A 26,883-nucleotide genomic window follows, 5' to 3' on the forward strand; every position below is an offset into this window, starting at 1 on the left:
CAAGCGCTTGAAGCCTTTTCTGCTCTCTTATGTCAGTGCCATTCAAGTATAGGTGGCTTTCGGCGGCGATAAGTGCCTATTCAATAGATTCCTAGCCACATCAAACTGCTGAAAATCCTGGGTTTCCAGCCGCGAAACCACCTTCTCTCCATCCACCGCCAGCACCTGCCCTCGTCCGTCCTTGGCGGTCACCGAAAGTTGATTGCCCGCCATTTTCAGCCGATAGTGCTGGCCCTCAAACTCCTGTAGCCCCGTCAGGGCAAAAAACTGTTGCACCATTTCCACCGCCGATCGCTCCTCCGGCGATAACTCCGCTACCGCCTCACCTGCTGACTCAGCCCGATCTTCGCTGCTCTCAGCCGCCAGCGCCAATCCTTCAATCTGCTCCCCTAATCGCGGGTCATACTCCACCTGCCCATCGGGCAGCACCTCTACTACCAGCACCGGAGGTTCCACCAACAGCTCAGGGTGGGTAATTGACGATTCGCTCAACTCCTGCCCTATCAGCCGTTCTGCTGCGCCATAGGGAATGCGCTCCAAATGGGGAGCTAGCTGCTTGACCGGCTCATGGTGAAAGCAAGATACCCCGTCGATTTCAATATCGACAATCTCTCCGTCGATCACCTCCACCTCACCCGGCAACGTGGACAGCTCCACCACCTGCCGTAGATAGGCGACCTGCTTCGGCGGCAGTTGCAACAATTGCTCCCGCAGATCACCCTCTAGCGCCCCGGCCACGATCGCATCGCCGATCTGAATCCGCACCGGGACGCTCTCTAGCTGGGGTGGCGGCCCAGGGTTGAGGAGTCGGGGGTCATGACCAGTTAGCCGCTTCTGCTCATCGTCAAGGTCTGTGATACTTACCCAAACCGGAGCTACCCCTGGGCGCTCTTCCAGTAGGGGGGGTGCCTGCTCTAGCTTTTCCTCCTCGGCCCGCTCCTGGAGCCGTACCTTGGCCAGCATCTGGGCGATCGCATCCAAAATCGAATTAATGTCGTGCTGCACTTTTTCAGCACTGTGGGGAGAGCCGCCAAGGATCATGGGTCACCTCGCAAAGGTCAAAACACATCCTGAAACTGCTTGAGAATCGCCGGGTCTTTGAGATTGGGCGCACTGGCTGTCGCCTGCTTGGGTAGCGGGAAGAACTTCTCGGCAATCGCCATCCGAGCCGCCAACTGCTCGCGGGTGTACTCCTCCGAGTTGAAGTGCTGGCGGGAGGCTGCAATCAGTCGTTCTCGCACCTTGGGCCAGCGAGCCTTGCTCCAGGCTTCCTGGTCGATGTCGGCTTTAGGCACCTTCACTTTCAAAATCAGAGGAATGGAGCCTTCGTCCTTGCGGCTGTAAGCCGGGTTAATCAGCACGCATTTGCCCGTGGTGAGCTTGTTGAACTGGGCGGGTTCCACAATGGCTCGCTTCTGGGTATGGCCAGCGGTGCTGGTGCTGCCGCCGCCTTTGCCCGTGCTCTTGGTCTTGGATTTGATCTCCACCTCCTCTTCTCCCAGGTAATCGCTGAAGAGGCGAGCGCTGTCGGGGTCTTGGGGGTTGAATAGGGCTTTCGTGGCACAGCCGCCGAGAATCGAGCGGCTCACCTCGCGGGAGTAGGCCTTCTCTAGCTGGGTCAGGTTTTGAAAGCCCACGATCGCCACCAGGCCATCAGAGCGGTTTTCGTTGAGCCACTGGGTCAGGTAAGGCAGATACAGCGTCGGCAACTCATCCAGGGCCAGCACCAGCGGGTCACTGCGCTTGCGGGTGACGTTGCGGGTAACAATCAGGTGTAGCAGGGTGGCGACCAGGGGCGCGACCGCTTCCCGCCGCTGACGATCCAGCCCCAGAATCAGCAGCTGTTTGCCTTCCAGATCCAGCGGCAGGGTGGTCTGACCGCAGAAGGCGGTGACCAGCTCCTGGCTCAGAAAGCGGCTGAAGACCTTGCTTGCCATGCCGATGACCCCAGCTACCGTTTTCTCAGACCCGGCTAACTGCAAAAGCTGCGAAAAGGCCAAATACACCCAGTTGCTCATAGCCCAGTCGCCCCCGGCGTCACCCCGTTCTTTGGCGGTACGAATGCGGCTCGGTAAATCCGACAGGCTCAAGATCGCCGAGGCCATCATCAAATCCGGCTCGGGCATCCCCTTGGCCAGCATCAGAATTGCCTGGGTCAGCTGGTCACCGGCATCGGCGAAAAACTTGTCTTCAGACGCATTGGCCGAGAGGGCAAAGTTGCGGTTCATCACCGTGGCAATCTGCCGCGCCATCAGGGCATCGTCCGCATCCCGCAGAAAGTCCAGGGGATTGCAGACCTCGCTTTCAGGATAGCCGGGGGCAAAGATGCTGACGGAGTAGCCCCGTTTGGCGGCATAGGCGGCCAGCACTTCGGTCTGGTCAGGATACTTAAAGTCGTAGACGATCGCGGGCGTCCCCTGATCCAAAGCTGAACGGATGGTGGGGTTGATCATCGAGAAGGTCTTTCCCGAACCGGGGGCTCCACAGACGGCAATCCCCCGCTGAGCATCGGGCAACCAGAGACTGCGACCGCTGTTGATCTGGTCTTTGGCGTTTCGACTAACGCTGCCAACATACAAGGTGACGGCATTGTGGCGATGGTCCTGGAGTTGCTGCATGGCCTTTTTTCGGGCGGCGCGTTTCTCTCCGCTTCCAGCCAGATAGCCTCGGGCCAGTTGGCCTTTTTTCTGGTTCTGGCCAACAAATGACATGACCAGCATGGCCGCGATCGCACCCACAAGCACTAGCCCGTTCTGCCCCTGCAAGGAATGAAAGATGTTATTGCCGGTGCTGGTAATGCCGTCGGGAACGGGAGTAACGCCGATGTAGGTTTTTGGGGCGGTCATGGATGCGTGGCCCCCATAGGAACAGGCAGAGTGGAGCTTGGTTGGGAAATTGGAGACAGTCCCATCTCGGCCAGTCGGGACACAACCGCCATCGAGACGCCAGCGGCATCAGCAGCCGATTGAGGCATGGAGCCGTTACGGACTCGGGCCAAGAAGTCTTGGATTTTGGAGACAACGGGGCTGTCAGCGGGGATGAGGTGGGATGCGATCGCGCTATTCAATCCTCGTTCCACATTGGCGAGGCTGACTGCTCGGCCACGGGTGGTGACGATCGCGGACGATTGAGGAGTGGTGGTGGGTGCAATGGCCACCGTCGCATACTGCGGATCGCCCGAGCCATAGTTCACCTGAAACTGATAGACCTTGCGCCCTTCGGTTGAATCCGTCACCACCGTCAGCAAGGTAGAAGCCGTCTCCGGCAGGTTCTCGAAACGAATCCCCGTCACCCGCCTGAGGTGAATAACGCTGGCTCCGGCTCCATCACAGTTGCCGGAGTCCCCTTGACCGCAGAGATTGCCGTCAAAATCCAGGGTGAGCCGACTGGGATCATCCAGCCACACCCGCTGAATCACTTCCCCGGTGCGGGTAAAGTCTAGGTTAGTGCCAGAACCGGGCCACACGGAAATCTGAGCACCGCCCCCCGTGAGGCCCTGGGCCTGGGCTTCCGAGAGTTGGCGCACGATGGGGGCGCAGAACGCGGGTTTTGCGATCGCCAGCAGTGAGGCTAAAGCCAACGGCAGCACTAGAGAAAACCGTTTCATAGCGCCACCTCAAAGGAGGTTCCGGTGAACACCTGCACCGGCTGACCAGCGGGGATATACCAGACATTGGGGCGACTGAGAATGTCCTTGATTTCCTGCTGCTGGCGATCGCTCACCTGATCATGGAGCGCATCAAAGCCCCCTTCCAGCACAGCTCCCAGAATATTCGGAGCGGGGTTGGTGGTGGTTGAGGAGGAATAGAAGACAGATCCCGTGGAGGTTTGACTGTTAGGACGATTGAGAATTTCGCCCACCTTGCCCAGGGCTCCCATCAGGGCCACACCCGCATCCAGGCTTTGGATTTGTCCGGCATCATGGTTGTATTCGGAGGCCATCAGGGGATTGCCCTGGTCGCCTTGAATCAGCACGGCACCAGCTGGTATTGGTACTACTTGATTGCCGCTCGCAGTAGGAATCACCACTGCAATCACCGACAGCTCCACTAGGCCGCTCTCGGAAATCGTATCGACCTGGGTCACCATCTGAGTGCCTGCGGGCAGGGCCACGGTGCCATCTGCCGCCAGAATTGGTTCGGTGAGCTGAAGGCCAAACCGCTGGGGCTGCTGGGTACTGTCCAAATCCTGCGCCCAAACAACCGGGGTGCTCAAAGTCGCAGCAGCTTTGGCTCCGGCTAGAATGCTGACGACATGGCTGGGCACTCCAGAGAGAATCGCGGCGGCATCGGCCTCATAGCGAGTCTGGTCGGGATTGTCGGCTTTGGGAGCCTCGTCTGTCGTGGGAGACGCATCGGCTACCGTTACGGATGCGGCGGTCGAGGGTTTCTCCGTGTCGTAACTGATCTGTCCGTAGCTGCCCAAGGTCGCTGCTGTTTGCCACTGTTTCACCGGATCGACATGAACCACAGGAGCGGATGAAGCAACTGGAGCCGATCGCACCGGAGCCGAGTAGGACGGCGGCGGGGCATAGGTCACCGGAGCGGGATGACTGACGGGCGGGGTTGAGACCGCCGTCGCTGGGATTGTGGATGTGGTGACTGGTGGGGATGAGGCCATAGGCTGTGCCTTGTCATCCTTCAGCGCCTGGGTTTGGGTGCCCAGGGCTTCAACGGTCTTGAGCCTGCCGATTTCATTGGGGTCAGTCTCTGGTTGGGCCGGGCTGGCAGTTGTTGCTACGGCAGGGGCGGTATCGGCTGCGGTGGCTGGAACTTTAGCGGGCGCATGAACGCTGTGGAGGAAAAGGGCGACTAGGCCGATTGCGATCGCCAACCCCGATCCCACAAACACCGCCTTAGCCCAGGGATTGCTCCACAGCTGCGGTTGAGTCGTCGGATCGGATTCCGGTTCAAAGTCTTCGGAGTCGAGAAGGGGTGACGGGGACGGAATTGCCGAAGCAACAGGCTCATCGCTGTAGCCGGTGAGCGCCGCCAGGTGGCTGAGTTCGTCGGTCTCCTTTGGATGCTGTTCTGTATCAGGTGAGGGGTTTAATACCATGGTCAACGTCATTCCTTAATTAGGATTCGGGGCGAGTTGTTGAATGTCTAGGTCGCGGATTTCGGTGATTTCCAAACCGTTCTCCCGCAGTCGATACACCGCCTTTTGCAGCGGCGTGGAGGTCTCAGGGAGCGGATCAGCAGCCGATTCAACCGCCCGGACGAAGAGGCTCTTGTTAGAGGACGTTTTAAAAGATCTGAGGGGTCAAAAATTATGCCAACCGCCTGACCATAATACGGATCATGGCCAGGTAGATGAGGGTCTCTGAGGTTTCGGGTAGCAGTTCATAATCTCGCACCAAACGTCGGCACCCCATCAGCCAACCGAGGGTACGCTCCACCACCCAGCGTTTCTTGAGCAGCACGAACCCTTTAGTTTGTTGAGGTCGCAGCACGACTTGGAGAATCCAACGACAGGTATCCATCACCCACATCATGAAAGCAGGGCCATCAAAGCCCCCATCCGCCCAAATAATGGTCAGTCTCGAGATGGCAGGCCCCATCGCTTTGACGCGCTTGAGGAGTTGCTTACCCCCCTCACGCTCCGGCACACTGGCGGCGGTGACCAGCACCCGCAGCACCAAGCCGAAGGTATCGACGCCCAGAAACCGTTTACGTCCTTTAATCTTTTTGCCCGCATCATAGCCAACGGCCTCATGCACCATGGCCGCGCTTTTCACGCTCTGACTATCGATGACGGCTTCTGACGGTTGAGGGTGTCGGTCTTGCTCAATCCGAGTCCACTCGCGCAAGTGGTCATGAATGATGATCCAGGTGCCGTCCTTGCGCCAGTTCCGGAAGTAGGTGTACACCGTCTGCCATGGCGGAAAGTCTCCCGGCAAGGCCCGCCAACGGCACCCTTCTACCAGGAGATACATCATGGCATTGAGCAGCTCCCACAGATCCACGCTGCGGGGTCGTCCGCCTGGTTTGGCCTCAGGCAGCAAGTCACTCAGCAGCTCGTATTGGGCACGGGTTAAATTGCTGGGGTAGTCTTTACTCATCGTCTCACTCCGGCATTGCTGACTTCTATCTGCAACTTACACGGAGTGAGCTTTTTTACCCACGGACCGACTTTTCAAACACCCTCTTAAAGGGAATCGCCAACCCCTGTGGATGGGTGGGGTCAAAAATCAGCAGGTTGGCAACCATGTCTACTTGCCAGTAGCCTGCCTCTAGCGCTTTGGGCGTAGAAATCGTCTCAATGTTGAGCACGCTCTGGGCGCTGCCGCTGAAGATTCCAGGAGGCGTAATCGCCGCCACCTGGTCGAGAAAAGCGGTGCGAAAGTCTTCTTTGAGGGCAAAGGAGGCTTGCCAACTGGCGGTGGTGATGCGCCCATGGTTCACGGGGACTCCCTGGTCAGCCGGGGCGCTGGCAGCGGCAGGTGCTGTCGTCTGCCCCTGGCTATTCCAGGTAAACATCAGACCCATAGCGGTTTTGACGAACTGTTGGATCACCTCCGGGGTGCGTTGACTGGGGTCAACGGCTTCGGTGCTGATGGAATGGCCATCCACCAGCTGCACCAGGGAGGGCACGGGGCGATGGGCCAGGTGGTTGATGCGAGCGGTATTCAGCAGGGTCATCACCAGCAGCAGGCCCTGAATGCCGAGGGTGACCAGCACGAACAGCGGCAGAATGTCGGACGAGTGAAAGCGACGGGAGCGGTTGAGGAGTTGCATCGAAGGTCTCCTTTAGCGAAAGGAATGGAAGTAGTTTGGTGACACGGCGTAGGAACCGAGCATGGTGACCATGCGGGCTGAGCCGCTGGTGATGATGTTGAAGACGGCCAGACCACCTCCTGCTGCAATGGCCAGCGCCAGAGCGGGAGCCAACAGGCCGATAATCACTAGAAAGCCGAGGGTGTCGGTGACATCGGCGTTGACCACGACCACCCCCGCCAGGCCGACGATGATGTTGTAGGACACCTGGGCCATGCCCAGGCTGAAGAAGCCGGTCAACCAGGCAAATAGGGGTTTGGCTTCAAAGGGCAGCAGACTCCCGGCAACGGCAAATGGCCCCATCAGGCCGGTGAGCAGCAGGGAGATTTCCAGGATGTTGGTGAAGGCCCACTGAAAGGCCAGCAGCACGTATTGGACGATTTCTTGGTTGACGGAGCCGAGGAATCCGGCGAAGAAACCGGCGGTGCCAAAGACGGCTCCTGAAATTGGGTTGTCTTCGGCCTGGGCGGTCTGCACGGCTCCATCAATGCCTCGGGCAATATTGCGGAGGGAATCAGGCAGAGGCAGAAAGCCCTGGTAGTCGTTGATGGTGGCCTGCACCTGGGCATTGGCGGCTTTGAGACAGTCGATTTGCTTTTGCCCTACCATGCCTTCGCACTGACTGAGCTGGGCGCTGATCTCGCCCGCAACGGCGCTGCGGGAGGTGGCGGCCTGGACGGCATCGCGCAGTTTGACATCCAGCAGGGTGACTTCGAGCACCTGGTTGGAGAGGGTATGGATGACGCCGCGCAGGCTGACGGTGGAGACAGCCAGCAGGTGGGCGTTGTTGGCCAGCAGGCAGACGACGATGATGGGCCAGATCAGATTTTGCAGCGGGCGGGTGAGGTCGCCTTCGACGATGAGCTGTCGGCCAAACTGGACGATGAAGAAGATCAGGGCACCGGCTGCGAAGATGGCGGCGGTCTGGTTGATGGCGACGTACAGGGTGCTGTCGAAGATGGTCAGCCACTGCTGGTCCCAGGCTTGGGCGATGCTTTGGGAGGTGTCGAGCCCTTGCTGGAGGATCTGGCTGGCTCCGGTGACGGCGAGCCAGGGGAGAGGGGAAGATGTCATGGGGGTGCTCCCTGAGCGAGGGTGAGGGATATCACCTCAGGCTAGGGAGCGGATATGACTGGGAGATGGAAGGGATGAGAGAAATTCATGATGGCCAAGATGCAGATTTAGTGGGGCTTGATGACAAGCGCAATCAGATCATCCTGATCTTCCGGCCCCTGACAGAGAACTATTCCTGAGTGCGCGATCGCACGAAGCAACCGCCTGCCGTGTCGTCCGCAAGCGGGGCAACCTGCGGGTAGTGATCGAGGTGTGAGGAATAAAACCGCTAAGATAAGACCTATATAAAAGACTGCTTATTTCGGTTTAAATCCCAATTTAGGATGCTTTTTTTACCGTATGGCCAAGCGATCGCTGAGGGCCTCCCCCGCTGGTATTCAGCGGGCTAAGCGGGCGTTTGCACTCAAGGGGTGGACCCAGGACAACCTAGCCGGGGAGGTGAATCTCAAGACCCGGCAGCCGGTCTGGCGATTTTTTACCGGGCAACCGGTCGATCGGCAGGTATTTGTGGAAATTTGCCAGGTGCTCGATCTCGACTGGCGCGAGATTGCCGCCGACCCGCCCGCCGACTTTGTCGAGCCTGGGGAACGGTTGACCCCGCCGCCGTTGACGGTGGATAAGCTGGTGGCCGAGGTGCGATCGCAGCACTACGACACCCTTCAGCACCAGTGCGGCATTTTGCAGCTGCTCGACATCAACCGCCCGGTCAACATTGATGACATCTACGTGGATGTCAACATTCTCGCAGCCGTCGCCAACCAGCAGTGGTTGGACATTGCAGAGCTCAATACCCTGGCTCCGACCGAGTTTGGCCGAGTAGGGCTGGGAGGGGTTGAGATTCCCCAACTGTCCGGTATGGAGGCGGTAGAAACCTACTCAAAACTGAGGGTTCTGGGCAAGCCGGGGGTGGGCAAAACCACCTTGTTGCAGCATCTGGCTGTGCAGTGCAACCAGGGCGAGTTTGCCGCCGACCAGGTACCCATTTTTATGGCCCTGAGGGAGTTTGCTGAAGCCGCCAACCGCCGGGACGACAGCAGCCTGTTTAGCTACATTCACCAAACCCTTGGCCTCACCACCGCCCAGCTCGAAACCCTGCTCAGCGAGGGGCGCATGCTGGTGTTAATGGACGGCATGGATGAGGTGCTCAACCAGGACATCAGCGCCGTTATTCGAGAGATTCGCAGTTTCTCAGACCAGTACCACCGCAACCGCTACGTGGTGTCGTGCCGTACAGCGGCCCAAAAGCTGGCCCTGCACGGCTTTACCGATGTCGAAATCGCCCCCTTTAGCCCGGCGCAAATTGCCACCTTTGCCCAAAAGTGGTTTGTCGCCCTGGGCCGAGCCGCCACCCCCGAGGGGCAGGCCAAGGCAGCCAAATTTGTCGAAAAACTGGATCTGCCCGAAAACTGGCAGTTTCGCCAGCTCGTCGTCACGCCACTATTTTTGCACCTGGCCTGCTGGCTATTTCAGGGGGAGGGGCAGTTTCCCAGCAAGCGCACGGCCTTTTATAAACAGGGCCTCGACCTGCTGCTGGGCAAGTGGGATGAGACCAAGGGCGTGGAGCGCGACGATATTTACCGGGGTTTTTTGCTGCCCCAAAAAATGAAGCTGCTGAGCCAGCTCGCCGCCGTCACCTTTGAGCAGGGGCAGTACTTTTTTGAGCAGCGCACCATCGAGCAATACATCGAAGACTACCTGCAAAACCTGCCCGGCACCCTGCTCGAACCCGAAGAACTCCAGCTCGAAAGCGAGGCGATGCTAAAGGCGATCGAGGCCCAGCACGGGCTGCTGATCGAGCGAGCGCGGGGTATTTTTTCCTTCTCTTACCTGGCGTTTCAAGAATACCTGACGGCGCGCAAGATTGTCGCCACCCACAACCTCAGCGCCCTAGAGCAGGCCCTGGGCGGGCTGGTGGACCACATCACCGACCCCCACTGGCGCGAGGTGTTTTTGCTCACCGCCGCCATGCTGCGCAGCGCCGACTCTCTCGTGCAGCTGATGAAGCAGGAGATCGATGCTCTGGTAGCCCAAGACCCCCACCTGCAAGACTTTTTAATGTGGGCCAGCGAAAAATCTCAGGCCATACCCGCCGAGCCCAAGCTGGCCACCACCCGCGCCTTTTACCTGGCCCTGGCCCAAAGCCCCCACGCCGCCGACCAGTTTGCCCTGGCCAGCACCCTCGATCAGGGCGTCTTTTTAGATGCGGCCTTAGAAAGCCTGCTGGTAGAATTTGCCCGCGACCACAGCCGAGATTTTGCCTACGTGCACGCCTGTAGCGAGGCGCTCAACAACATTTTGGTGATGGTGATCGACGCCGGGTTTTACAAATCGATCCAGCAGCTGAGAGATCGGCTGCCCGCCTCGCACCACAGCCAAGAACGGCTGCAGGCCTGGTGGCAAGAAAACTATGCGGCCTGGGTCGATCAGCTTCAACGGTCGATCGCCGAATACCGCAATATTCACCATCCCTGGCAGTTTAGCCCTGAGCAGCAGCAGGTGCTCAAGCGCTACTACGACGCCAACCAGCTGCTGGTGGACTGTTTAAACAGCAACTGCGAAGTGACCGCAACCATTCGCCAGGAGATTGAGGCGACGCTGCTGCTGCCCCAGCAGGAGCTAGAGGACCGGGAGTGGCAGGGGGAGTAGGGGGAGTTTTGAGTTTTAGATTGAGGCGGGGGAGCCGTACCCTACGGATAGCGGGATAGAAAGATGGTAAGGAAATGAAGAAATTTCCTACGGTTTCCACCAAATCAACCGATTCAAACGTGGCTTAAACAGGAGTTGAAACACCGCTGCGACATACTTTATGTAAGCGCTACATAACGTCTGCACAACTGCTGAACGGCTAATTTATCAACCGCAAATCTGCGAGGAGATCGATCATGCCACGCCTGATTGGAAAACAGTCAAATAATAGCTGGTACGTGACGCTGGTTTTGATTGCAGCGATCGCCGCCGCTGGGTCGTTAGAATATCTCGGCGTAATCAACGTCATCCCCGGCTTTGGCAGGGAGAGATTGTTGAACGAACAGTCTTCCATGCAAAGTAATCGCACCTAAAAATACCTCCCTTTCCAAGGGGGACAGAGGGGATTTTTATCCCCTCCGCAGGTAAGTTTTTCCAAGGGTGAGATCTGATCCCCCCGATTTTTACCAGAAAACAATTATCCGTTATCCCCCTTGAAAAGGGGGCAGACCTTTTTCCAAGCCAGACCCCTTTCATCAACACCCCACTTTAAAAAAGGACTTTTACACCATGTTTAAAGGTAGAGACTTGATCGGTAAAGCCATCGTCTCCTACGACGCTGGGGAAAAGTTTGACCTGGTGAAAGACCTAATTTTTGACCAGCAGAGTAACCAGCTGCTGGTCTTTTTGGTGCGGGAGGGGGGCTGGCTCAAGCACGCCCAGGTGCTCTTGCTCAGCGATGTGCAGGCGATCGGAGTCGATGCGGTGATCACCTCCTCTCAGGGGGCGATCGCCAATGCCCACAGGCTACCCACCATCGGCCCCATCATTCACCACAACACTATTCTCAAGGGCACCCGCATTCTCACCCTCGATGGTCGTGATCTGGGGGTAATTGTAGATCTCTACTTTGATGAGACCAACGGTAAGGTGGATGGCCATGAGGTGTTAGGCGGGCTGTTTGCCGATCCTTACTCGGGGCGATTCTTTGTGCCCGCCATCGACACCCTCAAGATTGGGCGCGATGTAGCCTTTGTGCCCACCCAGACGGCCCAGCTCATGGAAGAGCAGGTGGGCGGGTTGAGGGGCGCGATGCAAACCGCCAGCGGTCAGCTTCAGGAGACCGCCCAAATCACGGGCGATACCCTGCATGAAATGGGGCAAACCGCCAGCGAACGGTTCCAGGCAACGGCCCAGGTGACGGGCCAAAGCCTCCAGGAACTGGGCCAATCGGCCAACGGTGGGCTCAGCGAAACCGTTCAACTCACCAACGAGCGCCTCCTCCTAGGCCACTCTGCCAACGAAGTGGCCCAAAACCTAGCCCAACCTCTGCACGGCCTGGGCCGCACCACATCTACGGCCATGACCAAGGCCATCCTTGATCCAGAGGCGCAGAAGGCCTTTGTTACCGGCAAAGTTTCAAATCGCGAGGTGATCACTCCGACTGGTAGTTTGCTGGTGCTCCAGGGGCAGCACATCACCCACGAAACTGCCGATGCCGCCGAGGCGCTGGGCGTTTTAGATGACCTCTACCGCGCCGTGGGGGGCAGTTGGGCGGTGCCCCCGGAAACCAGGGCAGCGGCAGCAGTGGCCAGGGTTACAGTTGAGCAGGCCGAGGGGCGGCGATCGCAGCACCTGGTGCGTAATGAAGCAGGCTCGATTTTGGTAGCACCGGGGCAAATTGTTACCCCAGCGGTGATTGAGCGAGCCAAGTTTTACCACCGCGAGGGGCTGCTGCTGCAAGCGGTGGGCCTGACGGCGGAGGCAGCCCTGCAAAGAAGGGCCAGCAGCGCGGCGGTGGTGGCGGGCGATCGCCTGCAAAACACCAGCACTAGCTTTGGCAATCAGCTTTAGACCGAGGTAAGAGGGCTTTGGCATTAGGTGCGGCAGACCGCTAACGATCTGCGACACCGCAGCGCTCGGGCGCTAGAGGCTAAGCACATTCAAGCCGCGCTGGGGTGACCTGTGACTTGCGTGATTTTGGGTCAGCAGGATCAGGCGATTCTCAATGGGGTGAGTTAATTACCCACCATTTTCAACTAGTCCGTTAACCTCAACCAATTCACCCATGAAATAAAACTTCTGTATATAACAATAGCCCCATAAATCGATTGACTTTACCAATTAAGTAGGTCTAAATACTTCGCAAAAGGATACCAACATGAGTATTAAAGATTGACAGTTCTTCTGGCTCCTGGCTTCTGTCTACCTAATGACAGAATATCCCGCGTTGAGTTAATACCCGAAAATAGAAAAGTTCTGATTATGAAGAAAGTGATTACCCTGGTGCTGGGTAGCTTGCTGTTGCTAGGTGCTACAGCCTACAGCACTTCGGCTGACTCAGCTAATGCAGACGGCGATCGCGGCAGCAACTCATCCCAGGACGGTGGCGCGGGTAACTCTTTGGCCAACGATGGCCAGCAAACACCGGGCAATTTGGCCAGCGAGGTGAGTGAGACCCTAGCTACCAATCTACCGGGTAGTCGGCTCACCGTTCAGGTTATAGAAGGGGTCGCAACGATTAGCGGAAACGTACGCAGTCAAGAGCAGTTTGACAAAATCGAATCTCTAGCGATGGATGTAAAAGGGATTAACTCAGTCTCAATCACTGCCGAAATCGGCCCAGGCTAAGACTCAGTAGCCCATAATTAAGCAGGTCAAAAAGGCACAAAATGAGCATTGTTAAAACCCTAATTGTCAACGCTGATGCCGAATGCCGTTACCTTACCCCTGGGGAAGTGGACCAGATCAAAATCTTTGCTGCCAGTGGTGCCCGGCGGATTAGGTTAGTGCAGGCCCTGGCCAATGGCCGCGATCGCATCGTCAAACAGGCGGCTATGCAACTCTTTCAAAAAAATCCTAGTTTGGTTGCCCCCGGCGGCAACGCCTACGGCAAAGACATGACCGCCACCTGTCTGCGCGACATGGACTATTATCTACGCCTGGTCAGCTACGGAGTCGCCGCCGGAGACACCGACCCCATAGAAGAAATTGGCGTGATTGGCGTGCGCCAAATGTACAACTCCCTCGGCACCCCAATGGCGGGAATAGCCGAAAGCATTCGCGCCATGAAAACGGCAACCACTTCACTCCTGTCAGCCGAAGACAGCAGTGAGGTTGGCACTTATTTCGATTATCTGATTCAGGTATTTCGGTAGGCTACCCCAACCTGACATTTAAACGGATACTTCCATGACTATCAACCTTGCTACATCTGTCTCTGCGCTCGAAACAGCTTATGGTTGCCGCAGCGCGATCGCTCAAAAGCAATCTGTAGGGGTTAGGCATCTCTGTCCCTGCTGCTCATACACCTTGCTGCGTCACGTGCGATCGAACCAGGTGTACTGGCGCTGCAGCCGCTGTTATCAAGCCATGCCCTTACTGGGAGATGGCGTCGTTTTTATCGCTTAGCCGGCTGTACTGCCTAGTGGTTCTTCCACCTGAATCATCTATTTCAGCGGAGTCATCAAGATGTCTTATAAAAGTCAGATTCTTCCCAAAACTGACCTATTCAAGGATGTTCAGATTCTGGTTGTTGACAATGATACCGACAGTCGAGACCTATACGCATTTTTGTTTGAAACCTACGGCGCTCAGGTAGCGAGCATGGAGTCAATTGCCGACGCCTTGACTCATTTAGAATGCTTCATCCCCGATATTTTGATCTGCGAAACGAGATTCTGCAATGAAGACATCCTGACACTGATTCAGAGAATAAAGACTGTTGATCTAGATCGAAGACGGGTAATCCCAACCCCGATTCTAACTGTTTCAGCTTATTACTCAGCCAATTTCATCTATAATCTGTTAGCAATGGTTGAAAACCATCTACTTAAGCCAATTGATATCGATTGCTTGGTTGACGAAGTTTGGAATTTAGTTAATCCGTTGAAAAAGCCCCAAAAAGCCAACATCAAAGACTGGGTCATGAAACACATAACCCAAACTAAGCAGCAGGCTGTTGCCAAAACGCATTCTATAGAGGTGCCTAGCCATAGCGACGGCCAGTTCGCTTAAGTTATCGGGAACCGTCATCAGAAAAGGCTCAGGCGGCAAGTTGGCAGGAACAACCCTTTGAATATAGGTAACCTGAGTGAAGTTCACCGCAGGAATGTAAAAAATAACTACATTATAAAACAAATCATACCTTCACTTAGACAGGTGAGTGAGACATTTTTGAGTAATCATCTGTGCCAGCGTCGCCCTTCTGAAATATGGCCTACCTCCTTTCTCTGTTAAGTTCTAAGTCGTCAGATCAAACTCTACGACAGAGCCTGTTGCCCATCCTTTGCTACTACATAAATAGCACAACGGACATTCAGATTGTGCGAGTTATGGATGAGGCAAAACTTCATTTTGAGCGCGTTGTATTTCCAGCGGAACGAGTTTTGTTTGAGACATTCCCAGAATCCTATCTAGAAATTCACTCGCCTTTTCCAGACGGGGATCGGACAACTCGCTCTGAGTGCAGATTTTTTCAGATCAATGAACGATAAACCACCAATAGCCATCTTTCAGAAGACCCTATGGCCAAAGGTCTATCCGACGACCTACCCTTCCCCACGGCAGCAGCAAAAATATATTTTGCTAGGAATTGGAGCCATTCTTTTTGTGGCAGTTTGGTATGGGTTTCTTTTTCGGTTAGTTAAAAACTCTGGCTGGGTTCGCCCTCGCCTAGGCATTACGGTTGATTTGTCCGCTATGAGGACGTAATCGTGGGCGTTACGACCAATATCAAGGGTATGGGTTCGATGCTGCACTCCCAGGGAGTAGCGTTTCGGGTGTGGGCTCCTTATGCGCAGCAAGTATCGGTGATTGGCTGCTTTAACGACTGGGACAGCACCCGTCATCCCATGCAGGCTGAGGAAAATGGCTACTGGTATGCCAACGTAGCTGAGGCTCGGGCAGGCGACCAGTATCGGTTTCTACTGTCTACGCCCCAGGGAGAGTTCAAGCGCATTGATCCCTATGCTCGCGAGGTGACCAACTCGGTGGGCAATGCGATTGTCCACAATCTGAATTTTGATTGGCAGGGGGATGATTTTCAGATTGCGCCATGGAATCAACTAGTCATTTACGAACTCCATATCGGCACCTTTAACGACCAGACTGACCTCAACAATCCTGGCCAGTTTTCTTCGGTGACCGCACGGCTAGAACATTTGCAAAAACTGGGGGTCAATGCCATTCAGATTATGCCGGTGGGCGAGTTTGCGGGCGATCGCTCCTGGGGCTATAACCCCGCCCATATTTTCTCCGTAGAGATGGCCTACGGCGGCCCACTGGCGTTCAAGCAGTTCGTCAAACGTGCCCATCAGGCCGGTATCGCGGTGATTTTGGACGTGGTTTATAACCACTTCGGCCCCAGCGATCTCGACCTCTGGCAGTTTGATGGCTGGAGTGAGAACGATCACGGCGGCATCTATTTCTACAACGACGACCGGGCCACAACACCGTGGGGCGAAACTCGCCCCGACTATGGCCGGGGCGAAGTGCGTCAATACATTCTCGATAACGCCTATATGTGGCTGCAGGAGTATCACGTTGACGGCCTCCGATTCGACTCCACACTCTACATTCGCACGGTCAATGGTTCTAATGACTGGGATCTGCCGGAGGGCTGGAGCCTGCTCCAAGCCATCAACGACCTCGTTGCGCGAAAATTCCCCGGTCGAATTACCATCGCCGAAGACCTGCGCAACAACAACTGGCTCACTAAGGATGTGGGTGCGGGCGGGGCCGGATTCAGCACCCAGTGGGATGCCAACTTTGTCCACCCCATTCGTCAGGCGGTGATTGCCTCAGACGATGAGCAACGTTCCCTAACGGCCATCCGCGACGCCATCGGCTATCGCTATAACGATGACGCCTTCGAGCGGGTGATCTATAGCGAATCCCACGATGCCGTTGCCAACGGCCATGCTCGCTTACCCCAGGAGATTAGCCTGAACGACCCCAAGGGCTGGTATGCCCAAAAGCGATCGACCCTGGCGGCGGCGATGGTCTTCACTGCTCCGGGCATCCCCATGCTGTTTCAGGGACAAGAATTTCTGGAGGGGGGCTGGTTTCGCGACACAGTGCCCGTCGATTGGGATCAAGACGATGAATTTCACGGCATTGTGCGACTGTACCACGACCTGATTCAGTTGCGGCTTAGCCGGGACGGCTTTACCCGTGGCCTCTGCGGGCAATCCATTCAGGTCTACCACCTGCACGACGATCGCAAGGTGATCGCTTTTCACCGCTGGGATCAGGGGGGCACCGGGGATGACGTGGTGGTAGTCGCTAACTTCTTCCACGCAGCCCAGGATAACTACACCATCGGCTTCCCGGCAGCAGGCACCTGGAAGCTCCGATTCAACAGCGATTGGCGCGGCTATAACGACGACTTTAGCAACCATTTCAGCACCGATGCGATCGCAGCACCAGGCTCCTACGACGGACTACCCTGGCATGGGTCAATTTCCATCGGCCCCTATAGTGTGCTGATTTTTTCGCAGTAAGATCTTTGGCTGAGGCGGGCGAGCAAAAAGCTTAATGCTAAATAGGAAGGCCAACTTAAACCCAGCTTCAGTTTCCAGGTTTAGACTCCGCTCAACCCTCTGCCCAGCAACGGATCGAGCATTAAGCAGAGTCGAAATGCGACTTATCTTATAGATAATCAGACCTATTTACTCACGAGGAATTATCATTTGAGAAGTATCACCCATTTTGGAGTTGCTTGGCGAAGTTATTCATAGCTCTTTTTTGTTGATATAGCTGTTTAAAAACGGAGTAAATTGCATGCTAAATAAGATTGTGGTAGCCACCATTAACCTGGACGCAAGTAGCACTATTTTCGACCACGCTCTGATGCTGGCAAAAGCTACAGGGGCTCATTTAGGGATACTCTATGTAACCGACTCTGACGAAGTTAACGAAGACTTGCCGGCCTATTTAGAAAGCCTCGAACCCTTCCTCAGCGGAGACGGCATCGATCCATTTTGCTACGTAGGGCAATTTGAAGCCTTAGAACCCGATCGCTTTGGGGCGTTGGTCAAAAAAGCAGTCTCTGAGGGGGTTACTACCGATTGTATTCACTGCTTTGGCAATCCAGAAATGGCCATTAATGAATTTGCCGCTGCATGGAATGCCGATCTGATCGTCTTGGGCCGGCGGGGACGTTCAGCGGCAGCAGAGCTTTTCTTCGGCAGCGTGAGCAATTTTACCCTGCACAATGCCCCTTGCTCTGTCTATATTGTGCATGAATCCCACAGAGCAAATCCTGAAAATGCAGTAGAACAGACAGCAGGACTATCAACCTAAATCATGGATGGCCTCTTGAACTGAATGAGTAGGCTACAGCAAATCACAGATATTACAAGCAGGAGATTTTATGTCAACGTCCAAAAAACGGAGTCAGTATTTTCAAGACATTCGCCATCTGCATCGCATACTAGCCCCGATTATGGTTTTGCCTTTGCTGCTAACCCTAATCACAGGAACACTTTATCAAATCGCAGATCTGGTGGGCAAAGGGGATGTCTTTGGTTGGCTATTAGATTGGCATAAAGGAAATTTTGGCCGACTGAATTTAGACGTAATCTATCCCTTCTTTAATGCCATTGGTCTGCTGGTGCTCCTATTCACAGGCATCTCTATGTGGTGGCATATGCGGCGCAGACCTAGCAAACGCCCGGTTTAAGCGCGATCGCCAGGTTCAAGTGCGCGATCGTCCTAGGGAACTGGTCTTCGACCATCGCGCGCCACCAAACCGAACCCTAGACCTTGGGAGCTAACCCTGTGCCTCAAGACCTTTCAACTTTTTGGGATCTGACCACCGAACAGACCCTGGATCAGCTCAAGAGTAGCCCTCAGGGGTTAAGTTCCCAGGCAGCCCAGCAGCGGCTGAGCCAATCTGGGGCCACCAGCCTGAAGCCGAAGCGGCAGGCGCGCGCGCTGGTGTTGTTGCTGAACCAGTTTAAGAGTCCAATTATTTTGATCTTGATGGCGGCGGCGGTGCTCTCCAGTTTTCTAGGGGATGCTCTCGATGCCGTGATTATTCTGGTGATCGTGCTGCTCAGCGGACTGCTAGGGTTCTGGCAAGAGCGGGGGGCCGCCGATGCCGTCGCCAAACTGCTGGCGTTGGTGCAGGTGAAAGCCACCGTTTTGAGAGATGGCCAGGTCCAAGCCATTCCCCATGACGCGGTGGTGCCGGGGGATATTGCGGTGCTGGCGGCGGGGGACAGCATTCCCGGCGACTGCCTGGTGCTGGAATCTAACAATCTGTCGGTGAATGAAGCCGCCCTCACCGGAGAAACCTACCCGGCGGACAAGTTGAGGGGGGTGCTGCCTGCCGAAACCGGCCTCAGCCAGCGCACCAACACTCTGTACATGGGCACCAGCGTGATCAGCGGCACCGGGAAGGCCATTGTGGTGCAGACCGGCCAGCAGACTCAATTTGGCCAGGTCTCAGAACGGCTTAAGCTCAGACCGCCGGAAACGGAGTTTGAAACGGGCCTGAGCAAGTTTGGCTACTTCTTGATGGAAGTGACGCTGATCTTGGTGGTGCTGATTTTTGTCGCCAACGTCTACTTGCAGCGGCCCGTGCTGGATTCGTTTTTGTTCTCCCTGGCCCTGGCCGTCGGGCTGACGCCGCAGCTGCTGCCTGCGATCGTCAGCGTCAATTTGGCGCGGGGGGCCAAGCAGATGGCGAAAAAGCAGGTGATTGTGAAGCGGCTGCCTGCGATCGAAAACTTTGGCAGCATGAACGTGTTCTGCACCGATAAAACTGGCACGCTGACCGAAGGAGAGGTGGAAATTCACGGAGCCGTGGATATAGACGGTAACGAGAGCGAGCGGGTTCTGTTCCACGCCTATTTGAATGCCGCCTGTGAATCTGGCTTTGTTAACCCGATTGATGCCGCCATTCGGGCTTACCAGACCTTTGACATCGCGGGCTATCAGAAGCTAGATGAGGTGCCCTACGACTTCAACCGCAAACGGCTCAGCATTCTGGTTGCCCATGGTGATAATCGCCTGATCATTACCAAGGGTGCGCTTAAGCCGATTTTGGCTGTGTGCTCAACGGTGGAAACGGGCGAGGGCAAGATCATTGACCTGGCTGATCGGCGAAGCCAGATTGAACAGCGGGCAGAAGACCTGGGCGGTGAAGGGTTTCGGGTTTTGGGCGTGGCCTACCGCGACTTCAGCGCCGATTCCTTTAGTCGGGACGACGAAAACGGTATGACGTTTTTAGGCTATCTGGCCCTGTTTGACCCGCCCAAAGCTGGCATTGCAGGCACCCTCAAGGCGTTAGGACAACTCGGCATTACCACCAAAATGATCACCGGAGACAGTCGGGCGGTGGCGCTCAGTATCATTCAACAGGTGGGGTTGCCAAAACCCATGGTTTTGACCGGGGAAGACCTGCGCCAGCTCAGTGATGAAGCGCTGATGCACCGGGTGGGACAAACGAATGTCTTTGCCGAGGTGGAGCCCAACCAAAAAGAGCGGATTATTCTGGCCTTGAAAAAAGCGGGGAACGTGGTGGGCTACCTGGGGGATGGCATTAACGATGCCTCGGCCCTCCATGCCGCCGACGTGGGGATTTCTGTGGAGAGCGCCGTCGATGTGGCCAAGGAGGCCGCCGATATTGTGCTGATGCAAAAAGACCTGGATGTTTTGGTTGAAGGGGTAAAAGAAGGGCGGGTGACCTTTGCCAACACGCTCAAATACGTGTTTATGGCGACGAGCGCGAATTTCGGCAATATGTTTAGTATGGCGGGCATTTCTCTGGTGCTGCCCTTCTTGCCTCTGCTGCCCAGCCAAATTCTGCTGACGAACCTGCTTACCGATTTTCCCGAAATGACGATCGCCACCGATCGCGTCGATCAGGCCATGGTCAGCCAGCCCCGCCGCATGAATATCGGGTTTATCCGCAACTTTATGCTGGTGTTTGGGCTACTCAGTTCTGTGTTTGACTACCTCACCTTTGGAGCGTTGCTGCTGCTGCTCCATGCCGATACGGCCCAATTTAGAACCGGGTGGTTTGTGGAATCGGTGATTTCGGCTTCGCTGATTGTGCTGGTAATTCGGACTCGGCAGTCGATTTTAACCAGCAAGCCCGGCAAATATTTGCTGGCGGCCACGATCGCGATCGCCGTAATTACTGTCTTGCTTCCCTACACCCCACTAGCAGACCTGCTGGGGTTTCAAGCCCTGCCGATTGAGTTCCTGCTGGTGCTGGCCGCTATTGTCGGCCTCTATATTCTCAGTGCTGAAACCGTTAAGCATGTGTTTTATCAACATGTCCGGTCTTAAAGCTACGCCCTAATTAGGTAGGGCAAACGGCGTTTGCTCCTACGGTTCGGTCTTTGCTGAATCGGGGTTACGCGGTTCGGATTTGGGATTAGGCTGTGGTGGGATGCTCTAGTGAATGGGGCCGTTGCTCAACATGCGGGTCCATTGGCGAGGCGCTGGCCTGAGACAGTTGACGGTTAGCGACGTCAAGATCGTAGGCCAACTGATCGATCTGGGATCTGAAGTGAGAAATTTTTCCCATGCGCCGAATCATCGCTGGGAGCGAAATCAGGACGCCAAACAGCACTCCCAAGGAAAAGGTGATCAATAGAATCAGCGCCATAGATGCCTGAGCTTGCCAACCCATGAACTGTACAAACACAGGGGTTGAGTTTTGCAGGGCAAAGACACCAGCCACTATCGCAATTAACAGAGCAAGCAGCGTAAATATTTTCATGTATTGATCTCCTTTTTCATCAGCGTTTAATCTAGATACTTTGATTTTAAGTCTTTGGCTTCTGGATCAATTGCCGTTAACAAATCATCAACAAACTCCTCGACTATAAGGCCATCGTCGTCGTTTTGATTACGGTTCATATCGTAAACGAACAATTCAAACCGAGAATCAAACCATCGGTTTTCAAAATAGTTGATAAACCTAGAGCGTTAAAATAACGACCTTTCAACGCGATGGTAAGGAGTGAAATAGCGCCACGTCTACCCTGGACATTCCCTCAGAGGAAAGGACTAGTGCCCCCGCGATAGCCCTTCTGGGCTGGTCTTCGACCATCGCGCCCACGCTCAGTCTTTCAAATTGTCGTTCAAGTCTTTAAGGAGGCTTTGACCATGACATTTACACTAGATTCAGCCCGCTCTATTTTTCCTGATACCCAAGTGGCTGATGCGGTTCCACTCGTCGTACAAGCCTGCAACCAACTTAGCGCCGAAGACCAGCTCGCTTTACTTTGGTTTGCATATACCGAAATGGGTATTACCATCACCCCGGCGGCCATGGATGTCGTCAACATGATGTTTGCAGACAATATTTTGGCCCAAATCAAGCAGATGCCCGCCTTAGAGCAAACCCAGGTCATGTGCGACCTGGTCAACCGTGCCGATACTCCCATTTGCCATACCTATGCCGCCTTCGGCACGAACGTCAAGCTGGGATTCTGGTATCAGCTCAGCGAATGGATGCAGCAGGGCATCGTGGCTCCTATTCCAGAGGGTTATAAACTGTCACCTCAGGCATCCGAGGCGCTTGAAGCGCTCCGCCGCATCGAAGGAGGGCAACAGCTCACCGTCCTTCAGGATCTGGTTGTCAACATGGGGTATGCCTCCACGGGGGCAATGCCCACGGTTAAAGATCCGGTGATTCCTCCCAAAGAGGCGGCCCCGCGCACCCACATTAGTATCCGGGGCATCAATAATCAAACCGTCCTCAGCTATGTGGACTGTATGAATGCCTTTGACTTTGAGGCGGCAGTGGCTTTATTTGCTGAAGAGGGTGCCCTAAAGCCCCCTTTCCAGGAGCCAGTTGTGGGTCGAGAAGCCATTCTCATCTATATGCGCAACGAATGCTATGGCCTGAAGCTATTGCCAGAGCAGGGGATTTCTGAACTCGCAGATGCAGGCTTCACCCAAATTAAAATAACCGGAAAAGTGCAAACCCCTTGGTTTGGCAACCGGGTAGGCATTAACCTGGCGTGGCGGTTTTTGCTAAACCCGGCGAGTCAGATTTTCTTTGTCGGTATTGACGTGCTGGCGTCTGCCAAAGAGCTGTTGGATTTGGGGCTGGTGCGGTAAACGGGCAATCACGACAAAGTCAACACTGGAGGTCGGACTGAACTGGGTTAAAGCGCCTGCTCAAGACGAGCTTTCCTCAGACTCGCAAAAGAAAGCGCTGTCGATGTTCCCCACCCGTCTGCAAGACGGCAGTATTTGGATTGAGATTTAAAGCATGGGCACCTGGCATCAACTTGACTCAGCCGAGGTCTTACAGCAACTCGACACGAATGCCGATCGCGGTCTCAGCCAGGTGGAAGTGGCGCTCCGGCTAAAAAAATATGGCTTCAATGAGTTAACCGAGCAGCCGGGGGAAAGCCTCTGGAAGATTCTGTGGAAGCAGTTAACCGCCGTCATGGTGGTGGTGTTGATCGTAGCGGCCTTGATTTCCCTGGCGCTGGGCGACTACATCAATGCCGGGGCAATTTTAGCCATTGTGGCCTTTAACGCCATTTTGGGCGTGCGACAAGAGTACCAGGCCGGAAAGGCGATCGCAGCCCTGAAAAAGCTGGCGGTGTCCACCGTGAAGGTGCGTCGCGACGAACGCGTCCAGGAGATCTCGGCTCGGCTGCTGGTGCCCGGTGACATTGTGCTGCTGGAAACGGGCAATCTGGTATCCGCCGACTACCGGCTGCTAGAGACCTCTAACCTGCGAATTCAGGAAGCCTCGCTAACGGGAGAATCGGAGCCTACGAACAAGACGGCGCAACGGCGGTCGCCTGATGGCGGAGCGCATGACGGGTCGAAGGGCGACCAGGCCGATCTGCCCCTGGGCGATCGCCACACCATGGCCTACATGGGCACCACGATTACCTACGGGCGGGGGCTGGCCGTCGTCACCGAGACCGGCAACCACACCGAGCTAGGCCACATTGCCACCGCCATTCAAACCGTCAAGCCGAAGCCGACCCCGCTGCAGCAGCGGCTTGACCAACTTGGGGTCAAACTGGCCCTTATTACCTTAGTTCTGGTCGCCATCATCTTTGGGCTGGGGCTGCTGCGGGGGGAAGAACTGGGGTTCATGTTCCTCACCGCCGTGAGTTTGGCCGTGGCCGCCGTGCCTGAGGGCTTACCCGCCGTGGTCACCATTTCCCTGGCTTTGGGAGCCCAGCGGATGCTGAAGCAGCACGCCCTGATCCGTAAACTCCCAGCGGTAGAAACCCTGGGCTCGGTGACGGTGATTTGTTCCGATAAAACCGGCACCCTAACCGAGAACCGGATGACCGCGACATTGCTGGCGGTAGAAGGGCACCGGCTGGATTTAACTCCACCGCAGTCGCGCTCCGGCGACACCTACGACGATCTGGCGGGTCAACTCCAGGCCCAGCCCGAACTGGCATGGCTGCTGACGGGGGCCACCCTCTGCAATGATGCGATCTTGGAAGCAGATGCGGATCGGCCCCATCAGTTTCATATCGTGGGCGATCCGACGGAAGGAGCCCTGGTAATGGCGGCGGCCCGGCTGGGGTTATGGAAGGCGACCCTAGAGCAAGCCTTGCCTCGGGTGGCCGAACAACCCTTTGACGCTGTGCGGAAACGGATGACCACGGTGCATAGGCTCTCAGCCGCCACGGTGCCCCTGTCAGTGCCGCTGAAACAGGTGATGGCGGAGTGCTCGCCGTCCCATCAAGACGCGAGTATTGCGTTTACCAAAGGCAGCGTAGACAGTCTGCTGGAGGTCTCCACGCAGATTTGGGTGCATGAACGAGTCGTCCCGATGGATGAGCAATGGCGACAAAAAATTATCGACAACAATGACCAACTGGCCGGCAATGGCCTGCGCGTCTTAGGCATTGCCTTTCGCACTCTGGATACGGCATCCTCTGATGCCGATGGAGACGTGCTGGAGAAAAACCTGATTTTCATCGGCATGGTGGGCATGATTGACCCGGTGCGGGCCGAAGTCAAAGAAGCGGTGCTGATGTGCCAGGATGCGGGCATTCGGCCCGTCATGATCACGGGGGATCATCACCTTACGGCCCAGGCGATCGCCCGTGAACTAGGCATTGTCCCCAACGACCCGATGCTGACGGGCAACGCGCTGTCGGAGCTGTCCGAGGCCGCCTTGGGCGATCGGGTGGAAGAAATTTCGGTCTATGCCCGCGTTTCGCCCCAAAACAAACTGGACATCGTCAAAGCCCTGCAACAGCGAGGCCACATTGTGGCCATGACCGGGGACGGGGTGAACGACGCCCCCGCCCTGAAGCAGGCGGATATTGGCATCGCCATGGGGATTACGGGCACCGACGTGGCCAAAGAAGCCGCCGACATGATGCTGCTCGACGATAATTTTGCCACCATTGTCGCGGCGACCAAAGAAGGCCGCGTCATCTATGACAACATTCGCAAGTTCATCAAGTACACTCTGACGGGTAATGCCGGGGAACTTTGGGTGATTCTGCTGGCACCCTTTTTGGGGCTGCCGCTGCCCCTGATTCCGCTGCAAATTTTGTGGATCAATCTGCTGGCAGATGGCCTCTTGGCCCTGGCCCTGAGCGTAGAACCCGCAGAACGAAAAGTCATGCGCCGCCCGCCCCGGCACCCGGATGAGAGCATTTTTGATCGGGGTGTGGGTCGCGGCATTGCCTGGATCGGGCTTTTGCTGGGACTGGTGCTGCTGGCGATCGCCTATCGCTACTGGTCTACGGGGCAGGCCGCCTGGCAGACGATGGTATTCACCACTCTGGCCCTATCCCGCATGGGTATGGCGGAGGCTATGCGTTCCGATCGCGATTCTCTTGTTCGCATTGGCCTGCTGTCCAACCGCCCCCTCTTAGGAGCCGTGGTGCTGACCTTTGGCCTGCAAATGGCGGTGGTCTATGTCCCATTTCTGCAAACCGTGTTCCAAACCACCGCCCTATCGGCGATCGATCTGGCCCTTAGCGTGGCCTTGAGTGGCATCGTGTTTGGGGCGATCGAGCTAGAGAAGGTGTTGATTCGGCAAAAGCCCCACTGAAAGGAGAGTCTGCCGCTATGTCCACCGCCACCGACTTCAAAGACTACTACGCCATTTTGGGCGTCAGCAAAACGGCCACGGCGGAAGAAATCAAGCAAGCCTATCGTAAACTGGCCCGCAAATATCACCCGGATGTGAACCCCGGCGATGCCACCGCTGAGGAAAAGTTCAAAGTCCTCAACGAAGCCAACGAGGTGTTGTCGGACCCACAGACCCGCGAAAAATATGACCAGTTTGGCAAGCACTGGAAGCAAGGATTTGCCGGAGAAGCGGCGACTCAGGGCCGGGGAGCCCCGACGGCGGGCTTTGGTGATGAGCAGGACAGCCCCTTTGGCCAGTACAACAGCTTTGAAGACTTTATCAACGATTTGCTGAATAGTCCCGGCGGCAGAGGCCGGGCCAGAGGCACCCATTACCGCACCTCGGCGTCGGACCCGTTTGCCGACTTTCGCAGTCAGGCCCCCGCCCCCGATACCGAAGCGGCGATCGCCCTGTCTTTTTCAGAAGCCTTTCATGGGGTGCAAAAACGGTTGCAGCTAGACGATGAGACTATCAATGTCCGCATCCCTGCCGGGGCTAAAGGGGGCAGCCGGATTCGGCTGAAGGGCAAAGGTCGGCCCAGCCCGTTTTCTCAGCAGCGGGGCGATCTGTACCTCACGATCGAACTGTTTCCCCACCCATTTTTTCGCTTTGCCGGTGATCACCTGGTCTGCGACGTGCCGATCCGCCCTGATGAAGCGGTCTTAGGGGCTCAGGTGCAAGTGCCGACGCCCGATGGCCCGGTGACGATGACGGTGCCTAAAGGGGTGCGGTGTGGGCAGTCGCTGCGGCTGCGGGGTAAGGGCTGGAAATTACCCCAGGGCAACCGCACCGACCTGATGGTCAAACTTCAGATGGTCTCGCCCCAGGAATTAAGTCAGATCGAGCAGGACTGCTATGAGAAAATCCGCGCCGCCAGCACTTTTGACCCCCGTTCTGCCCTTGAGGAGGTAACCCTATGACCGAGTTTGGCCTGTCTACTACGGTGCTTTCTGCCGAAGGCGATCGCCTGTATACGTTTGAGTACGCGGCTTTGGTGACGGAAACGTCTATCACGGTGATTGAGCAGTTTGTGCAGGTAGGGCTAATCGAGCCGGTGGGCACAATGCTGCATGCCCGAGAAATTGCCCGGATCGCCCAGATCCGGCGACTGCGTCGCGACTTGGGGCTTAACCTGGTGGGCGCGGCAATGGTTTTAGATATGGCCCAGGAAATTGCTCAACTGCGGGCACAGGTAAAAGCCTTGCAGAGTTGAGGGTGGCAGGGTGTGCGATCGCGCAGCGTGAC

The 26,883-nt window shown here is 56.0% G+C and carries 24 protein-coding genes; 16 read left to right on the plus strand and 8 right to left on the minus strand.

What is annotated here, in order from left to right:
- Positions 1-42: 42 nt before the first annotated feature.
- From LEPTO7104_RS0126605 to LEPTO7104_RS37440, 7 genes are all read right to left on the minus strand, one after another.
- The gene (locus LEPTO7104_RS0126605) at positions 43-1,041 is read right to left on the minus strand and encodes a hypothetical protein (protein ID WP_017301634.1); all 999 of its coding nucleotides are present in this window, start codon (positions 1,039-1,041) and stop codon (positions 43-45) included.
- Positions 1,042-1,058: 17 nt separating this feature from the next.
- Positions 1,059-2,846, minus strand: a complete 1,788-nt coding sequence (locus LEPTO7104_RS0126610; protein ID WP_017301635.1) for a type IV secretory system conjugative DNA transfer family protein — start codon at positions 2,844-2,846, stop codon at positions 1,059-1,061.
- Positions 2,843-3,607: a hypothetical protein gene (locus tag LEPTO7104_RS37435; protein ID WP_017301636.1), complete on the minus strand. Its 765-nt coding sequence runs from the start codon at positions 3,605-3,607 to the stop codon at positions 2,843-2,845. The genes LEPTO7104_RS0126610 and LEPTO7104_RS37435 overlap by 4 nt, the downstream gene beginning before the upstream one ends.
- On the minus strand, positions 3,604-5,058 hold the full coding sequence (locus tag LEPTO7104_RS0126620; RefSeq protein WP_017301637.1) for a TrbI/VirB10 family protein: 1,455 nt from the start codon (positions 5,056-5,058) through the stop codon (positions 3,604-3,606). The genes LEPTO7104_RS37435 and LEPTO7104_RS0126620 overlap by 4 nt, the downstream gene beginning before the upstream one ends.
- A gap of 211 nt (positions 5,059-5,269) precedes the next feature.
- The gene (locus tag LEPTO7104_RS0126625; RefSeq protein ID WP_017296610.1) at positions 5,270-6,061 is read right to left on the minus strand and encodes an IS5 family transposase; all 792 of its coding nucleotides are present in this window, start codon (positions 6,059-6,061) and stop codon (positions 5,270-5,272) included.
- 55 nt (positions 6,062-6,116) lie between these two features.
- Positions 6,117-6,737, minus strand: coding sequence for a hypothetical protein (locus LEPTO7104_RS35505; protein ID WP_017301638.1), 621 nt, complete (start codon positions 6,735-6,737; stop codon positions 6,117-6,119).
- A 12-nt stretch (positions 6,738-6,749) separates the two neighbouring features.
- Positions 6,750-7,850, minus strand: coding sequence for a hypothetical protein (locus LEPTO7104_RS37440; protein WP_017301639.1), 1,101 nt, complete (start codon positions 7,848-7,850; stop codon positions 6,750-6,752).
- 339 nt (positions 7,851-8,189) lie between these two features.
- Here LEPTO7104_RS37440 and LEPTO7104_RS0126645 point away from each other — a divergent pair, with 339 nt between their 5' ends.
- The 12 genes from LEPTO7104_RS0126645 to mgtA all read left to right on the plus strand — a co-directional run bounded on the left by LEPTO7104_RS0126645 (position 8,190) and on the right by mgtA (position 20,837).
- Positions 8,190-10,496 carry an NACHT domain-containing protein gene (locus LEPTO7104_RS0126645; protein WP_017301641.1) on the plus strand — a complete coding sequence of 769 codons (2,307 nt, stop codon included), beginning with the start codon at positions 8,190-8,192 and terminating at the stop codon, positions 10,494-10,496.
- Positions 10,497-10,732: 236 nt separating this feature from the next.
- Complete coding sequence (locus LEPTO7104_RS40465) at positions 10,733-10,909, plus strand: hypothetical protein (protein WP_155523801.1); 177 nt, start codon at positions 10,733-10,735, stop codon at positions 10,907-10,909.
- Between the two features lie 196 nt (positions 10,910-11,105).
- Positions 11,106-12,389: a PRC-barrel domain-containing protein gene (locus LEPTO7104_RS37445; RefSeq protein ID WP_017301643.1), complete on the plus strand. Its 1,284-nt coding sequence runs from the start codon at positions 11,106-11,108 to the stop codon at positions 12,387-12,389.
- Between the two features lie 411 nt (positions 12,390-12,800).
- Positions 12,801-13,166 (plus strand): BON domain-containing protein, encoded by a 366-nt coding sequence (locus LEPTO7104_RS37450; RefSeq protein ID WP_017301644.1) that lies wholly within the window; start codon positions 12,801-12,803, stop codon positions 13,164-13,166.
- Between the two features lie 41 nt (positions 13,167-13,207).
- Entirely contained in the window at positions 13,208-13,693 is a 486-nt protein-coding gene (locus LEPTO7104_RS0126665; protein ID WP_017301645.1) for a globin family protein, read from the plus strand.
- Positions 13,694-14,006: 313 nt separating this feature from the next.
- Positions 14,007-14,552: a response regulator gene (locus tag LEPTO7104_RS35525; RefSeq protein WP_017301646.1), complete on the plus strand. Its 546-nt coding sequence runs from the start codon at positions 14,007-14,009 to the stop codon at positions 14,550-14,552.
- A 197-nt stretch (positions 14,553-14,749) separates the two neighbouring features.
- Positions 14,750-15,031, plus strand: coding sequence for a DUF1830 domain-containing protein (locus LEPTO7104_RS43780; RefSeq protein ID WP_071527317.1), 282 nt, complete (start codon positions 14,750-14,752; stop codon positions 15,029-15,031).
- Positions 15,021-15,248: a hypothetical protein gene (locus tag LEPTO7104_RS44035; protein WP_479724827.1), complete on the plus strand. Its 228-nt coding sequence runs from the start codon at positions 15,021-15,023 to the stop codon at positions 15,246-15,248. Before LEPTO7104_RS43780 ends, LEPTO7104_RS44035 begins: the two co-directional genes overlap by 11 nt.
- A 29-nt stretch (positions 15,249-15,277) precedes the next feature.
- On the plus strand, positions 15,278-17,038 hold the full coding sequence (locus LEPTO7104_RS0126675; RefSeq protein ID WP_017301647.1) for an alpha-amylase family glycosyl hydrolase: 1,761 nt from the start codon (positions 15,278-15,280) through the stop codon (positions 17,036-17,038).
- Positions 17,039-17,318: 280 nt separating this feature from the next.
- On the plus strand, positions 17,319-17,840 hold the full coding sequence (locus tag LEPTO7104_RS37455; protein WP_017301648.1) for a universal stress protein: 522 nt from the start codon (positions 17,319-17,321) through the stop codon (positions 17,838-17,840).
- Positions 17,841-17,910: 70 nt separating this feature from the next.
- On the plus strand, positions 17,911-18,219 hold the full coding sequence (locus tag LEPTO7104_RS38695) for a hypothetical protein (RefSeq protein ID WP_071527319.1): 309 nt from the start codon (positions 17,911-17,913) through the stop codon (positions 18,217-18,219).
- A 98-nt stretch (positions 18,220-18,317) separates the two neighbouring features.
- Positions 18,318-20,837, plus strand: coding sequence for a magnesium-translocating P-type ATPase (gene mgtA / locus LEPTO7104_RS0126685; RefSeq protein ID WP_017301649.1), 2,520 nt, complete (start codon positions 18,318-18,320; stop codon positions 20,835-20,837).
- A gap of 88 nt (positions 20,838-20,925) precedes the next feature.
- Here the strand turns inward: mgtA and LEPTO7104_RS35535 are convergent, their stop codons facing one another.
- Positions 20,926-21,273: a LapA family protein gene (locus tag LEPTO7104_RS35535; protein WP_017301650.1), complete on the minus strand. Its 348-nt coding sequence runs from the start codon at positions 21,271-21,273 to the stop codon at positions 20,926-20,928.
- 389 nt (positions 21,274-21,662) lie between these two features.
- Here LEPTO7104_RS35535 and LEPTO7104_RS0126700 point away from each other — a divergent pair, with 389 nt between their 5' ends.
- The 4 genes from LEPTO7104_RS0126700 (at position 21,663) to LEPTO7104_RS0126715 (ending at position 26,851) form a co-directional block, all read left to right on the plus strand.
- The gene (locus LEPTO7104_RS0126700) at positions 21,663-22,622 is read left to right on the plus strand and encodes an orange carotenoid protein N-terminal domain-containing protein (RefSeq protein WP_017301652.1); all 960 of its coding nucleotides are present in this window, start codon (positions 21,663-21,665) and stop codon (positions 22,620-22,622) included.
- A 154-nt stretch (positions 22,623-22,776) separates the two neighbouring features.
- The gene (locus LEPTO7104_RS0126705; protein WP_017301653.1) at positions 22,777-25,557 is read left to right on the plus strand and encodes a cation-translocating P-type ATPase; all 2,781 of its coding nucleotides are present in this window, start codon (positions 22,777-22,779) and stop codon (positions 25,555-25,557) included.
- A 17-nt stretch (positions 25,558-25,574) separates the two neighbouring features.
- Positions 25,575-26,558 carry a DnaJ C-terminal domain-containing protein gene (locus tag LEPTO7104_RS0126710; RefSeq protein ID WP_017301654.1) on the plus strand — a complete coding sequence of 328 codons (984 nt, stop codon included), beginning with the start codon at positions 25,575-25,577 and terminating at the stop codon, positions 26,556-26,558.
- Entirely contained in the window at positions 26,555-26,851 is a 297-nt protein-coding gene (locus tag LEPTO7104_RS0126715) for a chaperone modulator CbpM (protein WP_017301655.1), read from the plus strand. Before LEPTO7104_RS0126710 ends, LEPTO7104_RS0126715 begins: the two co-directional genes overlap by 4 nt.
- Positions 26,852-26,883 lie beyond the last annotated feature (32 nt).

The sequence above is a fragment of the Nodosilinea nodulosa PCC 7104 genome (genome assembly GCF_000309385.1).
GTDB classification, from domain to species: Bacteria; Cyanobacteriota; Cyanobacteriia; order Phormidesmidales; family Phormidesmidaceae; genus Nodosilinea; species Nodosilinea nodulosa.

What these genes read in the sequence shown, in the direction of transcription:
- LEPTO7104_RS0126605 (WP_017301634.1), bottom strand. Translation starts at nt 1,041, where the DNA reads ATGATCCTTGGCGGCTCTCCCCACAGTGCTGAAAAAGTGCAGCACGAC.
- LEPTO7104_RS0126610 (WP_017301635.1), bottom strand. Translation starts at nt 2,846, where the DNA reads ATGACCGCCCCAAAAACCTACATCGGCGTTACTCCCGTTCCCGACGGC.
- LEPTO7104_RS37435 (WP_017301636.1), bottom strand. Translation starts at nt 3,607, where the DNA reads ATGAAACGGTTTTCTCTAGTGCTGCCGTTGGCTTTAGCCTCACTGCTG.
- LEPTO7104_RS0126620 (WP_017301637.1), bottom strand. Translation starts at nt 5,058, where the DNA reads ATGGTATTAAACCCCTCACCTGATACAGAACAGCATCCAAAGGAGACC.
- LEPTO7104_RS0126625 (WP_017296610.1), bottom strand. Translation starts at nt 6,061, where the DNA reads ATGAGTAAAGACTACCCCAGCAATTTAACCCGTGCCCAATACGAGCTG.
- LEPTO7104_RS35505 (WP_017301638.1), bottom strand. Translation starts at nt 6,737, where the DNA reads ATGCAACTCCTCAACCGCTCCCGTCGCTTTCACTCGTCCGACATTCTG.
- LEPTO7104_RS37440 (WP_017301639.1), bottom strand. Translation starts at nt 7,850, where the DNA reads ATGACATCTTCCCCTCTCCCCTGGCTCGCCGTCACCGGAGCCAGCCAG.
- LEPTO7104_RS0126645 (WP_017301641.1), top strand. Translation starts at nt 8,190, where the DNA reads ATGGCCAAGCGATCGCTGAGGGCCTCCCCCGCTGGTATTCAGCGGGCT.
- LEPTO7104_RS40465 (WP_155523801.1), top strand. Translation starts at nt 10,733, where the DNA reads ATGCCACGCCTGATTGGAAAACAGTCAAATAATAGCTGGTACGTGACG.
- LEPTO7104_RS37445 (WP_017301643.1), top strand. Translation starts at nt 11,106, where the DNA reads ATGTTTAAAGGTAGAGACTTGATCGGTAAAGCCATCGTCTCCTACGAC.
- LEPTO7104_RS37450 (WP_017301644.1), top strand. Translation starts at nt 12,801, where the DNA reads ATGAAGAAAGTGATTACCCTGGTGCTGGGTAGCTTGCTGTTGCTAGGT.
- LEPTO7104_RS0126665 (WP_017301645.1), top strand. Translation starts at nt 13,208, where the DNA reads ATGAGCATTGTTAAAACCCTAATTGTCAACGCTGATGCCGAATGCCGT.
- LEPTO7104_RS35525 (WP_017301646.1), top strand. Translation starts at nt 14,007, where the DNA reads ATGTCTTATAAAAGTCAGATTCTTCCCAAAACTGACCTATTCAAGGAT.
- LEPTO7104_RS43780 (WP_071527317.1), top strand. Translation starts at nt 14,750, where the DNA reads ATGGCCTACCTCCTTTCTCTGTTAAGTTCTAAGTCGTCAGATCAAACT.
- LEPTO7104_RS44035 (WP_479724827.1), top strand. Translation starts at nt 15,021, where the DNA reads ATGAACGATAAACCACCAATAGCCATCTTTCAGAAGACCCTATGGCCA.
- LEPTO7104_RS0126675 (WP_017301647.1), top strand. Translation starts at nt 15,278, where the DNA reads ATGGGTTCGATGCTGCACTCCCAGGGAGTAGCGTTTCGGGTGTGGGCT.
- LEPTO7104_RS37455 (WP_017301648.1), top strand. Translation starts at nt 17,319, where the DNA reads ATGCTAAATAAGATTGTGGTAGCCACCATTAACCTGGACGCAAGTAGC.
- LEPTO7104_RS38695 (WP_071527319.1), top strand. Translation starts at nt 17,911, where the DNA reads ATGTCAACGTCCAAAAAACGGAGTCAGTATTTTCAAGACATTCGCCAT.
- LEPTO7104_RS35535 (WP_017301650.1), bottom strand. Translation starts at nt 21,273, where the DNA reads ATGAAAATATTTACGCTGCTTGCTCTGTTAATTGCGATAGTGGCTGGT.
- LEPTO7104_RS0126700 (WP_017301652.1), top strand. Translation starts at nt 21,663, where the DNA reads ATGACATTTACACTAGATTCAGCCCGCTCTATTTTTCCTGATACCCAA.
- LEPTO7104_RS0126705 (WP_017301653.1), top strand. Translation starts at nt 22,777, where the DNA reads ATGGGCACCTGGCATCAACTTGACTCAGCCGAGGTCTTACAGCAACTC.
- LEPTO7104_RS0126710 (WP_017301654.1), top strand. Translation starts at nt 25,575, where the DNA reads ATGTCCACCGCCACCGACTTCAAAGACTACTACGCCATTTTGGGCGTC.
- LEPTO7104_RS0126715 (WP_017301655.1), top strand. Translation starts at nt 26,555, where the DNA reads ATGACCGAGTTTGGCCTGTCTACTACGGTGCTTTCTGCCGAAGGCGAT.